We start from the raw sequence: 13,534 nt of genomic DNA, 5'->3' as shown, positions 1-13,534 counted from the left end.
GAGACTGGGATTGCCGGTAAAGGATAGACTGCCTGAGTGCCCGGTCATGATCAAGAAGGCCCGTTCGATCGGGCGCAGCCGCTCAATCCATCACGTCTTCAGCAGCCCAAGGACAAGTCAGTCCAGTCTGAGCCCATTGAAGTGCCCAACCCTGAGGCCGCCGGAGCCTGCGAGCAGGATATGAGCCAGGGCCCGACCCGCTGGCAGCGGATCAAGGAGCATCCGGCTTTCAAGACAGGTCTCGCCGTTGGCGCTCTTGCGGCTGCTGGCGCGGTCACGTTGTTGACACTGAAGTCGCCCGAAGTATTCAAGCAGGTCAGCGCGGCGGTCTGGGAGAAAATCCCTGAGTTCACGGAGGCGGCTTTCGAGGGCATCGGCGAGGAGGCCAGCAGAAAGTCTCCGACCGAGCATAATGTCAGCGGGCACCAGCGCGTGCAGCACTACGGTCCCGGCGGCACCGAAACAAAGTTCGTCCAGGTATCGCCTTACTCGCGTGGAGGTAGTACCTAACAGGCGCATGCGATACTGACCGTGTCGAAAATTGCGGTTGTGCTTGTCGTCAGCGGTTTATGTCATATCAGAAACGGCTTCGGCGGGACGTATTGGGACGGTAGGGCCTTTGGGTATCTTTGATTTCCTTGCGAAGAAGGAAAAAAGCTGGGACGAGATCGATGTCTACGAGGGTGAAACGCCCCCGTGCCCCAACTGTGGGACGCCCCTGGTGAAAAAGTTTGTTTACTCCGAGATGTACTGCCTTGAGTGTCGCTACGGTCTAGATGACGATGACGATGACGATGACGACAGCGAGGCGCTGAGTGTTTACGATGCAGCTCAGATCTGGGCCTCACACGGTAAGGATGAGGATTACATGTTCGGGTATTCCTCGGAGGAACTCGAAGCCGCGCTTTAATGTGGCAGGTCGCTGCTCGAGTTTGCTGCCGGCGCGGGTGCTGTTGAGGTCCTGCGCTTCCCTTACCCCGCTATGCCACAGCGACCGGCAGCTCGTCCCAGTGGGTCGTGCAGCGCTTCGAGAGCATGGCGCGCTTCATCTCCCACGCCGGCGGGGTCTTCATGCCACCCAGGCCCACACCCACTGCCTGCGCGCCGAGCTTTCTCGTGATTTCGTCAAGTACCTTCCCTACTCCCCGATCTTCGAATTCGGATTGGAACACAGGTAGGAACTGAACGCCGTCACCCGCGCGCAGTCCCGTGAGTACAACTCCTGCACGGGCGTAGCGGATACCGGCGGTCGGAAACAGATCAGGCAGGATCACACTGGCAGCTTTCGTAAGCGCGATCGGGTCATCGGTCGGCATGGCCAGCGGAACAGCCCGGTGGGCTGAATGCGGGACGGTTCCTTCGTCGGCCCAGCCGGTCGAAGCCCACACCGAGAGCACGCCGGCGACGGACCCCTGGGCCCGAAGACGTGCTGAGACCCGCTGGGCGTAGATCGACAGAACCTGATGCATCTCGTCAGGGTCCGTAAGCTTGCGCGAGAAGCTCCTGGAATAGATCAGCTGGTCCTTGGCAGCCGGCGGCTGGGTCTCCAGCTCGATGCATTTTTGCCCGCGCAGCTCCAGGATGGTTCTTTCCATGACGACGGAGAACCGTTTGCGGAGCCATTTGGCATCAGCGTCGCGCAGTTCTCTGGCCGTGTGGATGCCGAGCGCAGCCAGGCGCTTGCCGTTACGCCCGGCGACGCCCCAGAGGTCAGTCACATGGAGGGAGTCAAGGATCCGGTCAAGCTGCTCCTCCGAAAACCGCCGGAGATCGAGAACACCATTGAACGCGGGGTTTTTCTTGATGCCGAGAGCCGCTACCTTGGCGAGGGTCTTCGTGGGACCGATCGCGACGCGGACAGGAATTCCGGTCAGCTGGAGGACAGTCCGTCGGATCTCCTGTCCCCGTGATTCGAGTTCTTCAGGAGCCCCCCGCAGCTTCAGCCAGCTTTCGTCGATCGAATACACTTCCTGCCACGCACTGAAGCGGCCCAGAATGGTGGCAACCCGTGCACTCAGCGAGCCATAGAGCTCATAGTTCGATGACCTGGCTTCGACGCCCTTGGCCTGGCACCAGCCGCGGATCTTGAACCACGGCTTGCCCATGATGTCAGGATCGAGCTCCTTCACCAGCGGGCACGCGGCAACCACACAGCCGTCATTGTTCGAGAGGACAAGGGTCGGCCGGTCATGCAGCGTGGGGTCGAAGACACGCTCCGCGTTGGCGTAAAAGGAGACGCAGTCTACGAGAGCGATTTGATCGGGTGCTGGGGTCAGAGTCGTCATTGCCACGGCTGGAGACTATAGGCGGGGTCTGACACCACGTTTGATTTTCGCAGGAGACAGAATCCATGTGACCACGCCCCAGACTGACATCTCCGTGTGTTCGTGGAGAACGATGTCCGCATAGTCGAGGTTCTCTGCCACGAGAACGGTACGTCCTTGGATGACGTCCAGCCGCTTGACGGTGTATTCGCCGTCAACGACGGCGATCACAATCTTGCCCGGAACGGGATCGATCCCCCGGTCCACGAGCAGCAGGTCGCCGTCATTGATTCCGGCTCCGGTCATGGAATGGCCGGCTGCACGCCAGACGAATGTGCAGGTTGGGTCCCGGACCAGGTGCTGGACAAGATCGAGGTCCCCCGACCAATATCCCTCTGCAGGGCTGGGGAAGCCGCAGGCGACGGCTTCCGGCGCAAACGGGAGTATCAGCGGCTCGTCGAGCGCCAACGGTTCTGGCTGCGAGGCCTGCATGTCCACTTCCTTTTCGAACATATGTTCGATGGAATCGTACGCCCGGGCGGGAACGGCGCGCAACGTGGAGCAAAATGCCGGGCGGACTGGACAGGCCTGGGCTCTGGGACGGCAGCCAGGAATAAAGGCCCCGGTGCGCTTCATGCGCGTCGGGGCCTTCTCTTTTTCCCACGAACGGGAGGTGCGAACCAACGTCCAGCGGCCCCGGCCTTGGGGTCGAGGAACCGAGGCCGCCTGGGACACGCGATCAGGCGCTGACCGGGTGACGCAGATGACCCTACCTCTCTGCCCGACCTCTCCCAAAGGTCTGTCACAAGTCATTGCCCAATCATTCGTGACAGGCATTCGAATGACGTTAGAATGGACTCGTACATCAGTCGAATATGACAGGAGAGGCCAGACATGACCGTCGTCGACGAGCCGAAGGCTGCGCCTCCCGCTGCGCGGGCTGCGACCAGGTCCGGTGGACCGAGCACCGACCAGAACGGCAGCGACCGCAGGGAGCGGGTCTTTACCCGCCTGTCCTCGGACGAGAAGCAGCGGGCGGAGTACTGGGCGCAGCGGCGCGGCTACCCCTCCGCCAACGAGTACTACGCCGAGGCGATCGCCGAGAAGATCCGGCGCGAGAATCTCGACTTCGACATCCCTGATCTGCTCACCGCGCGCATCAACCAGGTCGTCGACGAGCTCAAGGCGCTTTCGACGAACAACGCCAACCTCGAGCGGGTCGTGACCATGGGCTTCGATTCCCTGCTCGGGCTGACCAGGGGCGACAACTATCTGCTGGACGAGGAGAACGGGGAGCTGACGTGAGCCAGGGGCTGAACGAGATCATGCCGTCCACCGACGAGCTGATGGACGTCGACACGTCCTTCCTCGATGCGTACCGGACCGGCGGGAGCGAGGGCCTGAAGCGGGCCCAGGAACGGGCACAGCCGGCGGAGCCGGAGCAGGACACGCCGGAGAAGGATGAGGCCCCGCAGCAGAGCGCCGAGAACCTTGACCGGGAAACCGGTGCCGGCCAGCGGGGAGGCTCGGGAGCAGGCAGCGCCACTCCCCCGGCCCAGAGCGACGCCGTCGTCGTGGACACAGCAGCGATGCCGCAGGTGCACGACGACGCAGACGCCGAAGCACACCCCGCGGCCCTCCCGGTGTCGCCGCCGGAAGATGCCAACCTCCTCCCGCCCGTCCCGCTCCAGCACACCGACCATCAGGAGGCCGTGCAGTCTGCGGCGGCCAGGGGCGGCTCCGGCGGAGGGGACGAGGGCAGCGAGTCGTTGCCACAGAGCGGCTTCCGGCTCGACGGCGTGAAGAGCCAGCCTGCCGTCCGGGCCCTGCCCGAGGCCATCGTCGGCGCGCTGCGGGAGCAGCTGCGCTCAGCGGCCGTCCGTGAGCTCGGCGTCGGCGACACGGCGGCCCGCGAGTTCACCGAGCGGTTGAGCCAGGCAAGCCTGGTCACGGCCTTTCTGCTGGCCCAGCTCGACCTTGGACTGGCGACCGATGCTGCCACCCGGCGCGCGGCGCAGCTGTTCCGCTCCCGTGATCCGCTGCTGGGCAGCATCGCGGCGCGCATGGAAGCCCTGGAGCAGATGGGCCGTGAGCAGACCCAAGGCCTGGCCGCGCTGCACGGGCAGCTGGGTGAGGTAAAGGAGACCAGCGCGGCGATCGAGCAGGCACTCGCGTACTCGATCGCGGACCGCACGAGCAACTTCCTGCGCGGCTCGCACAATGTCCACGAGGCTCCGATCACGCACAAGGACGCGGTCTTCGTCCGGGACCGGGTGCGGGAGGCGACGAAGAAGCAGGCGAAGCTCGAGCGCGAGCGGGAAGGGCGGCCGATCCGGTGAGCACCGCCACGCACAGGAGTACAGCGACCGACGCCGAGCGGTTCTGGGAGAAGGTCGATAAGGAGGCGGGCAGGCTCGACGGCACAGGCTGCTGGGTCTGGACCGCCTCGGGCCGCTTCGGCCTGTCGAACGGCCGATCCTCGGCCACGCCGCGCCGATACGCCTGGGAGGCCCTGCAGCAGGAGCTCGGGCTCGGGTCCCTGACGCAGGACGAGATCCTGCGGATGGCCTGTGGTCGCAGTGCCTGCGTCAACCCCGGGCACATGCAGAAGGGGGCCAAGCCGCTGCGCCGGCCGGGCAGCCGTACCTGTGCCCGCGGGCACACGATGGACGCCGACAACGGCTACTGGGCCAAGGACGGCACCTGGGTGTGCCGTCCCTGCAAGCGCGACCACTCCCGCCGGTACCGCCAGGACCCGCAGTTCCGGGCCGACCAGGCTGCTGCCAGCGCCAGGTACATCGCCGCGGACCCGCAGCGGGCCGAGCGCAAGAAGCAGCGGCAGCGGCAGCGGTACCGCGATGACCCCGATTACCGCGCCCGGATCCGGGCGGCGGCGCGCGAGAGGCGCGCCAGGAAGAAGGCTGAGGAGGGCCGCGACGACCGGTCCGGCAACGCAGAAATGAAGGAGGCCGGGCGTGGCTGAGGTGCTGTTCCCGAAGAGACAGCGGTGCAAGGGGTGTGGCAAGGGTCTGGCGCTGCGTCCCCAGGACCCGGTGCTGCTCGGGCTGTACTGCGCTCCCCGGTGCGCGGGGATGTCCAACCCCGCCTCCCGGGCCGAGGACGCCCCGCGCGAGTGCACGACCATGCGCGAAGGGAAGAAGGTCTTCAAGCGCCGCTACCGCAGCGAGGGCGAGATTCCGGACCGGCTCCGCGAGGATCCCTCGACGAGCTGGTACAGCTGTGGACACTGTGGCCACTGGCACCTGGGTCATACCCGCATGGGGGCCGCCGAGAAGTTCCGCATGTTCGAGGACCTTGACGAGGACCTGCCGGACCTGTTGGTCAAGCTCCGGGGGAAGGCCTCCCACAAGCAGGTCGCCGAGGTCGCCGGCGTCCGTCCGATCCGGATCAGGGAGCTGGAGTCCGGTGTAGACCATCCGGAGAACCTGAAGACGCTCGGCAAGGTCCTGAAGGCCTACCGGGTTCGTCTGGGCGTCGCGCTGCCGCCCGGACGGTGATCAGCGCCGTACAGCATCAGCGATGCATGGACAGACGATCCGTGCTACTTTATAGCCATCACGATCAGCCCGTTGCCGCAAGGCGCGGGCTGATTTTCTTTTCAGGGGGAGGAACGTGGCGGAGTACGCGAAGCCATGGCTGTCGGTCGACGCGCAGATCGACCGGCTGGCGTGGCACGGGGCCGACGTCGGGGACCGGGCAGCCGTGCTGCTGGGTGCCGTCGGCTACTACCGCCTCACCGGCTACCTCTACCCCTTCCGCGAGTCCGAGCGCTACGCCGACGAGGACGGGCGCTCCCGCATCCGGGTGCTCAGCGGCTACCGGCCGGGCACGACGTTGCGCCACGCTGAGGAGATCATCGACTTCGACCGGCAGCTGCGCATGCTCGTCATGGACGGCGTCGAACGCATCGAGGTCGCCGCGCGGATGCGGATCGGCTATGTCCTCGGCCGCCGGTCCCCTTTCGCCTACGAGGACCCGGAGTGCTTCACCGAGGCCTTCACAGCCGAGAGCACCGATGTGCGGGATCCCGCGCCGAGCCCGCATGTGCGTTGGCTCCAGCGCGTCAACGAGCGGCGGGCCAGCTCCGACGAGCAGTTCGTGGAGCACTTCAGGCAGAAGTACGACGACAGGATGCCGGTGTGGGCGCTGACGGAGATCCTTGAGCTGGGACACCTGTGCGTGCTTTACCGCGGCATGCACCAGCAGGATGCCGAGGAGATTGCCCGTGAGTTCGGCGTGCCGACGAAGAAGGTCATGATCAGCTGGCTCGCCAGCCTGAACTACGTGCGGAACGTCGCTGCCCACCATGCCCGACTGTTCAACCGCAAGCTCCAGAACGCGCCGTCGCGGCCGAAGGTCGGAGTGGTGCCGGTGCTGGACCACCTGCGCGATGAGCAGACCGCCAAGGGTGTCTTCGGCACGTACAACGCCCTGGCCGTAATCGCGTACCTGCTGCGCGCCATCGACCCGGACACCGGTTGGTCCGGTCGGCTGGCGGCTCTGCTTCGCCAATTCCCGGTCTCACACGCCCTGACCATCGAGTCGATGGGCGCGCCTGTGGGCTGGGAGTCGCTCGAGCTCTGGCGCGGCTGAGGCGGAGCTAGGACCGGACGGTGAGCCGGCCTTCCTTCATGTCGTCACGCAGCTGCGACAGCATGTACCAGTGCGCGCCCTTGGGCTTGAGTGAGATGTAGTGCTCGTGCTGCTTACCATCCTGCTCCCAATCCAGGACCATCTCCGGACGGCGCAGCAGGCCCTGGTATTCGTCGACGTCGGCACGGATTTCCACGCGCACACGTTCGTCCGCAGGCGGCACCAGCAGCACCGCGACGTCGCCCTCGTAGCTCAGTGAGACCTCCTGGGCGAGGAGCCGCCGTACGTCGGCCGTGCAGATCTCTCCGCGGGCGACGTCGAAGACGTTCTTGCCGTGCGTGGCGCTCTCCCAGGCATCGATGCACTCGATCAGCATCGAGCACCCCTGGGCGATACGGATGATGTCCGCCTCGTCCGGCGGCCAGCTGCCCTCCTGCATCTCGATGAGCATGCTGCTGAAGTCCTGTGGTGTGCGCAGGAAAGCGTGGTCGAGGGCCATGGGATTCGTGCTCCTGGGTCGGGCGTGAGCGGGTGGCGACTCTATAGACGTTACCTCGATCCGGGGTCGCCGTGAATGATCCAGGCCCTCTCTGACCGGCGTGCCGGCGCGGGTCTCGCCGCTCCCATTCGACTCGCTGTGCGACTCGCTTAGACTCGCCATTCAACTCATTCTATCGATAGACTTGTGACTGATTTATGAGTCGACTGGTTTATGAGTCACCGACGAAAGGGAGTCATGATGGTTGTCGGGATCCTCACCGAGAAGCCGAGCGCGGCGCGGCACTTCGCTGCAGCCCTCGGCGGCATGAACGGCACGTACAACGGGGAGCAGTTCGTCATCGCCCACGCCCGGGGGCACCTGTACGAGTTCGTCGATCCGCACCGGATGGTGGCGGATCCGGACGTGGCCGGGAAGTACCGGACCTGGGACCTGGGCAACCTGCCCTGGGACCCTCAGCAGCTGGACTGGAGCCTGGAGGTGATCAAGAACGCGAGCGCTGTCGCCGCGGACGTGAAGCGGACCCTGGGCAAGTGCGACGAGATCGCGATCGCCACCGACGTCGACCCCACGGGCGAGGGCGGCATGATCGCGGTCAATGCCTTCCTCGAGTTGGGGCTGAAGCCGGGCAAGTGGTCGCGCATGTACTTCACTGATGAGGCTCCGGCCTCGCTGCAGAAGGCCTTCGCCGCGCGCAAGGTCATTCCGTCACTCCTGGACTTCGACGAGTACCGCAAGGCGCGCTACCGCTCACAGTTCGACCTGCTCTCGATGCAGTTCACCCGCATCGCCACGAACATGGCCCGCCAGTCCGGGCAGGACATGGTGCTGCGCCAGGGCCGGCTGAAGTCGGCGATGGTCAAGCTCGTCGGCGACCAGCTGAAGGCGTATAACGACTACGTCAAGAAGCCGTTCTTCCAGAACCGGTTCCGTGACGAGAACGACGTGATGTACACGAACCCGGAGGAGCCGCGGTTCGACCAGAAGGACCAGGTGCCGAACCAGTACGACCCCTCCCCCGTCGTGCTCGACGGCAAGGCGACGAAACAGACCCCGCCACCGAAGCTGCTGGACCTGGCCGCACTCTCGTCCATCCTGGTCGGCAAGGGAATCAGGGCCCAGCTGGTGCTCTCGACCTACCAGTCCATGTACGAGGCCCAGGTCGTGAGCTACCCGCGCACCGAGGACAAAACGATCACGCCTGAGCAGTTCAACGAGCTTGCGCCTCTGGTGGACAAGATCGCCGGCGTGGTCGGGGTGGATCGCAAGCATCTGACGCACCGCGAGCCGCGCAAGGCCCACGTGAAGCCGCAGGGGGCGCACGGTGCGAACCGTCCCGGCCCGAAGGTGCCGTCCTCGCTGGACGACGTCGAGCAGCGTTTCGGCAAGGCCGGCCGCCTGATCTACGAGACCCTAGGCAAGAACTACCTGGCGATGATTGCCGAGGACTACGTCTACGAGCAGCAGAAGGGCCACGTCAAGGACTATCCGGACTTCGTGGGCATCGCCAACGTGCCCATGTCGGCGGGCTGGAAGGCGGTGTTCGATCCGGACGCCGGCGACGACACCGCCGAGGGCGACGAGAACGAGTCGGCCAAGGGCCTGGGCACCAACGCTGAGCCCTTCGTCTTCGAGGGTGCGAACAAGCGCCCCGAGCACCCGAGCATGAAGTGGCTGATGAAGCAGCTGGAGAAGCGCGACGTGGGCACGGGTGCCACCCGGACCTCGACGTACTCCGAGGTGACCTCGACGAAGACGAAGTACCCGCTGCTGCTGGAGAAGGGCCGCAAGCTCACCCTCGCCGAGGCCGGGGACATGAGCTGGCGGCTGCTTCCGGGCACCCGGATCGGCGACCTGGCGCTGACCGAGAAGGTCTATGCCGATATGAAGGAGATTGCCGTAGGCACCGGCCCGAGCGCAGAGGAGCGCCTCGCGGTCGTGGCCGACTGGGTGCGCGAGGACATCGCGACCATGCAGAAGAACGCCGCGACGATGCGCTCCGCACTGGGGCTCAAGGAGGAGGCCGTCACCCGGAAGGAGCGGGCGCAGGGCACCTGGGCCAAGACGGGCAAGGATGTGGTGTTCGCGCGTGAGTGGGGCGGCCACCGCTTCACCGACGACGAGGTCGCCCGGCTGCTGGCCGGGGAGACGATCGAGTTTTCGGCGAAGAGCACCACGGGCAAGGCCTATGAGGTCTTCGGCGAGCTTGGCGAGGGCACCTTCAAGGGCCGGACTTTCGTCGGGTTCCAGAAGCTCGGCTTCGGCCGGCGCGACGCCAGCGGCAACGCGCTGCCGCCGGCGTCCTGGTGCCACTACACCTTTACGCCCGAGGAGATCGACCGCCTCATGGTTGGCGAGGGCGTCGAGTCAAGCGACTTCGTCTCAAAGAAGGGCAACCGCTTCCAGTGCAAGGTCTTCTTCCGCGAGGAGAAGAAGGGTGAGGGTAAGAAGATCGTGCCTGACTTCGAGGCCTCCCTGGACTCCCCGCCGAAGAGCTGGTGCGGGGTTGCCTTCACCGACGACCAGCTCGCGGCACTGGCCGCGGGCAAGACGATCAAGGGTACGGGCTTCACCTCGAGCAAGGGAAAGAAGTTCGACGCCGAGCTTCAGTGGAGGAACGAGGGCGGCAAGAAGAAGCTCGTCCCCTCCTTCGGCTGAGGTTGCGCGGACTCGTTCCTGAATGATTATTCGGATGCCAGTCCGATAGACTGCCCGTCCACTTAAATCAGCACGCCACGGTACCGCCCGACGGCATCGGATCGCACGTCCGAGTCGCTGGGCGGTGCCATTCTTGCGTCAGTCGCGCTCGATTCGATAGGTCTATCTAAGGTAGAGTGGTCATGTATCCCTCATCTATGAGGGCATTCGGACAGGCGCAGACAAATCAGTGGTGGCAGCAGGGAGAGATTCATGGCGAAGATGTCGTACAAGGTGCCGACGAGCCTCAACAGGTCGTTCCTCGACCACGAGATCACGCTCAGCAAGGGCGGCTGGGCGGCCAAGCCCTCCCCCATCAAGCAGCTGTTCTTCTTCGGCGGGGGCGCGCTGGCGCTGCTGTGGGCGGTGACGCAGACCTTCGTGGCGAGCTCGGGTCCGGTGTTCATCACGCTCTTCGTCATCTGGGGCCTGGCACTGATCGTCGACTTCGGCGGCATGACCAAGACCAAGGAGCTGCGGGCGATGAACGTGCCCGCCCTGCTGGCATACGCCCCGTCCCGGGCACGCAACGTCTTCACCCGCCGCAGCTCGGACCCGAGCGACTTCCACTCGATCGTCGGTATCGACGGCATCGAGGAGGACGGCCGGATCCACTTCTCCGACGGCGGTGAGGGGCAGGTCTACTTGGTCGTCGGTTCAGCGTCGTACCTGCTCTTCGACGAGGACCGCATCGGCATCCTGGACCGGGTCGACGCCTTCTGGCGCAAGATCGACACGAACTGCGAGTGGGCCTTCGTCACCACGAAGGAGCCGCAGCGGATCTACCACCAGGTGGCCTCGCTCGAGCACCGCAACCACGCCCTCGCGGTCCGCGACCCTGACCTGATCGAGCTGCAGAACGAGCAGTATGACATCCTCACGCAGCACGTCGGTGGCAAGTTCACCTCGATCCACCAGTACCTGCTGCTCAAGGGCAAGAGCGCTGACGCTCTGCGCCGGGCGCACATGGTGCTGCAGTCCGAGGTCGAGGGGTCCGCGCTGATGATCAAGGAGGCTACGGTCCTCGACCGCGAGGAGACCGAGCCCATGCTGCGGGTCTTCTACCAGGGCATCGAGGACGACCTGCACTCTCTCAAGGCCTCACTGAACTGACCGGGCCGAGCTGGACGAACAAAGGAAGGACGAAGGGTGACATGGCGCTGATGACGAAGGCCCGCGCGCAGCTGGGCATTCCGGGGAAGAAGCCCCGGGGCGGGGACGCGACGGCCGTGCCGGGCGTGGATGAACTGGAGGCCGCTCTCGACGGCGATCCCGCCACGGGCGGGACGGCGGAGCCGTCCGAGGTGACCGCGCCGGCGGTCGCCGCTGAGCCGGCCGAGGTGGCCGAGCCGAACAAGAACTGGTGGCAGCGCCGCCAGGAGATGAAGAAGCTGGAGGGGCGGTTCGACTCGTATCCGCACCTGCTGGCGCTCAAGCCTCGGGAGAAGTACGTCTTCCGCTCCGACTACTTCGAGGTCGACGGTTCCGTGGCGTGCGTGCTCGCGTTCTTCCACGACGACGCCGCGCACGACAACTTCGCCGCGTTCTGGGGCATCGACCGGATCCCGGACGGGCTCGACGAGCGCGTCACCGCGGTCGTCCTGGAGCAGGTGCGCCGGATGGACGAGAAGTGGGTGGATTCGTTCACCAAGCAGTCGGAGAAGCTCGACCGCCTTGACGCGAACGAGCAGGAGGAGACCGGCACGACCTCTTCCAAGCGCAAGGCCGCCAAGATCTCCTCCGACCTTGAGGTCACCATCGGCGAGATCCAGGACGGCGCGAGCTACCTGTCGGTGCACAACCGCCTGTTTCTCAAGGCTCCGGACCTGGAGACGCTGGACGACTCGGTCGACCGCGTCACGCGGCTGTACATCGACCGCTTCGGCACGCTGAAGGCTGCGGCGTACGCCGGCGAGCAGCGCCAGGAACTCTCGGGCCTGTTCAAGAACAACGAGAAGAAGCGCGGCAAGGGCTTCCACTTCACCTCGACCGAGCTCGCGGGTTCGTACTCGCTGGTGACTAACGGCCTGAACGACCGGGGCGGCGAGTACGTCGGCTACATGGTCGGCGACGTCAACAACTCGGCCGTACTCATGGACGTGAACCGGTACGAGCACCACGTTGTCGTGGCAGACGCGACCCTGAGCGAGTACCTGGACCGCCAGCGTGTGTCGAACATGTGGTGCTCGAAGATCTCGCAGGCCTGCATGCTCGGCAACGGCTCGGTGGTCCACCTCGTGCTGGACGGGGCGGACCTGGACAAGCTCGGCCCGAACTTCGAGCGGCTGACCTCGCGCGTGGACCTGAACCGCGGTGACGTCAACCCCTTCGAGCTGTTCGGCGACGAGGACGACGAACTGACGGTCTTCGCCGCGCAGATGGAGAAGCTCAAGCTGATGTTTGAGCAGCTCTACGAGACCACGGACGGGGCAATCGGCTCGATCATCCGCTCCGCGCTGGAGGACACGGCGACCGACTTCTACGTCGAGCAGGGCATGTGGCGGCACAACGCCAAGGACCAGCGGCACCGCCTGCGCGTGGTCAACATCCCGCACCAGCAGGTGCCGCGGCTGCAGATGTTCGTCTCGTACCTCGACACCGCGCACAAGGCCCTGCTGAACTCAAGCAAGACCGACCCCGACCAGCTGCGCGCGTACAACGTGCTGCGCGGCATCGCGAACACGATGCTCAGCACGAATGGCGACCTGTTCAACAACCACACGGCATCGGCCGTGGACGGGGTCCGGGATGCCCGGCGCGTGGTCTACGACTTCTCGCGGCTGATGCGCCGCGGCAAGGGCGTGGCCATGGCCCAGCTGGTCAACATCGTCGGCTTCGCCGTCGGCAAGCTCGGGCTCGGGGACACCGTGGTGATCCACGGCACCGAGCAGATTGACGACCGCGTCAAGAAGTACCTGCACGACCAGTTCGACCACATGCACGAGCGCGGCGGCCGCGTGGTCTACAGCTACAACGACGTGGACAAGATGCTCGCGGACTCGGACTTCAACAAGTTCGACGCCGCGGACTACACGCTCTTCGGGCCGATGCGCGACCGCACGGTGGCGGAGTACCAGAAGCAGCTGCACCAGCAGATCCCGCCGGACCTCGCCCAGCTCATCACGACCAAGGGCGAGAACCTTACCTACCTGCGCCGGGACGTGTCGAACGTGGTCTTCCACCTCGACCTCGCGCTGGGGATCAACCCCTTCCGCGAGGCCCAGCGCAGGCAGGTTCGTCTGGAGGCCGCCAAGGCCGACGAGGCGGCCCGGATGGACCAGCTGATGAAGGACGAGCCGGCACCCGGCGCGAAGCTCACCAGTGCCCGCCAGAGCGTCGAGTCCGAGGAGGACCGCTCCGAGGACCATGTGGGGCGGGCCGACCGCAGGAAGGCCATGAAGAAGGCCGGGACGGCCCCGTGGAAGCTGGGTAAGTCATGACGGCCATCACGGACACGACA

Annotated in this window: 13 protein-coding genes; 10 read left to right on the top strand and 3 right to left on the bottom strand. The window is 65.4% G+C overall.

The window, feature by feature from the left end:
- The first annotated feature begins 36 nt into the window (after nt 1–36).
- Together QRN53_RS11185 and QRN53_RS11180 are read left to right on the top strand one after the other, a co-directional pair.
- On the top strand, nt 37–510 hold the full coding sequence (locus QRN53_RS11185) for a hypothetical protein (RefSeq protein ID WP_142133549.1): 474 nt from the start codon (nt 37–39) through the stop codon (nt 508–510).
- A gap of 109 nt (nt 511–619) precedes the next feature.
- Complete coding sequence (locus QRN53_RS11180; protein WP_056387658.1) at nt 620–910, top strand: hypothetical protein; 291 nt, start codon at nt 620–622, stop codon at nt 908–910.
- Between the two features lie 70 nt (nt 911–980).
- On the opposite strand, the gene QRN53_RS11175 is transcribed toward QRN53_RS11180, so the two are convergent.
- Nucleotides 981–2,285 carry a Y-family DNA polymerase gene (locus QRN53_RS11175; RefSeq protein WP_082581623.1) on the bottom strand — a complete coding sequence of 435 codons (1,305 nt, stop codon included), beginning with the start codon at nt 2,283–2,285 and terminating at the stop codon, nt 981–983.
- 15 nt (nt 2,286–2,300) lie between these two features.
- Entirely contained in the window at nt 2,301–2,777 is a 477-nt protein-coding gene (locus tag QRN53_RS11170; RefSeq protein ID WP_235009458.1) for a LexA family protein, read from the bottom strand.
- 381 nt (nt 2,778–3,158) lie between these two features.
- Here QRN53_RS11170 and QRN53_RS11165 point away from each other — a divergent pair, with 381 nt between their 5' ends.
- From QRN53_RS11165 to QRN53_RS11145, 5 genes are all read left to right on the top strand, one after another.
- A complete protein-coding gene (locus tag QRN53_RS11165; RefSeq protein WP_056387660.1) occupies nt 3,159–3,569 on the top strand; it encodes a hypothetical protein in 411 nt (136 codons plus the stop codon).
- Nucleotides 3,566–4,603, top strand: a complete 1,038-nt coding sequence (locus QRN53_RS11160; protein WP_056387663.1) for a hypothetical protein — start codon at nt 3,566–3,568, stop codon at nt 4,601–4,603. Before QRN53_RS11165 ends, QRN53_RS11160 begins: the two co-directional genes overlap by 4 nt.
- The gene (locus QRN53_RS11155) at nt 4,600–5,247 is read left to right on the top strand and encodes a hypothetical protein (protein WP_056387666.1); all 648 of its coding nucleotides are present in this window, start codon (nt 4,600–4,602) and stop codon (nt 5,245–5,247) included. Before QRN53_RS11160 ends, QRN53_RS11155 begins: the two co-directional genes overlap by 4 nt.
- Nucleotides 5,248–5,356: 109 nt before the next feature.
- A complete protein-coding gene (locus QRN53_RS11150; protein WP_144599829.1) occupies nt 5,357–5,782 on the top strand; it encodes a helix-turn-helix domain-containing protein in 426 nt (141 codons plus the stop codon).
- A 205-nt stretch (nt 5,783–5,987) separates the two neighbouring features.
- The gene (locus tag QRN53_RS11145) at nt 5,988–6,878 is read left to right on the top strand and encodes an Abi family protein (protein ID WP_285244019.1); all 891 of its coding nucleotides are present in this window, start codon (nt 5,988–5,990) and stop codon (nt 6,876–6,878) included.
- Between the two features lie 7 nt (nt 6,879–6,885).
- Here the strand turns inward: QRN53_RS11145 and QRN53_RS11140 are convergent, their stop codons facing one another.
- Entirely contained in the window at nt 6,886–7,377 is a 492-nt protein-coding gene (locus QRN53_RS11140; RefSeq protein ID WP_056387674.1) for a hypothetical protein, read from the bottom strand.
- Nucleotides 7,378–7,614: 237 nt separating this feature from the next.
- Between QRN53_RS11140 and QRN53_RS11135 the strand changes: the two genes are divergently transcribed.
- The 3 genes from QRN53_RS11135 to QRN53_RS11125 all read left to right on the top strand — a co-directional run bounded on the left by QRN53_RS11135 (nt 7,615) and on the right by QRN53_RS11125 (nt 13,514).
- Nucleotides 7,615–10,035, top strand: coding sequence for a type IA DNA topoisomerase (locus QRN53_RS11135; protein WP_200830699.1), 2,421 nt, complete (start codon nt 7,615–7,617; stop codon nt 10,033–10,035).
- A 252-nt stretch (nt 10,036–10,287) separates the two neighbouring features.
- On the top strand, nt 10,288–11,187 hold the full coding sequence (locus QRN53_RS11130) for a hypothetical protein (RefSeq protein WP_285244018.1): 900 nt from the start codon (nt 10,288–10,290) through the stop codon (nt 11,185–11,187).
- A 125-nt stretch (nt 11,188–11,312) separates the two neighbouring features.
- Nucleotides 11,313–13,514, top strand: coding sequence for a hypothetical protein (locus tag QRN53_RS11125; RefSeq protein ID WP_285244017.1), 2,202 nt, complete (start codon nt 11,313–11,315; stop codon nt 13,512–13,514).
- Nucleotides 13,515–13,534: the final 20 nt, after the last annotated feature.

The sequence above is a fragment of the Pseudarthrobacter sp. fls2-241-R2A-127 genome, from assembly GCF_030209355.1.
GTDB lineage: Bacteria > Actinomycetota > Actinomycetes > Actinomycetales > Micrococcaceae > Arthrobacter.
Note: the sequence above shows the minus strand (reverse complement) of the source record. Positions and strands in the feature narration are given on the sequence as shown.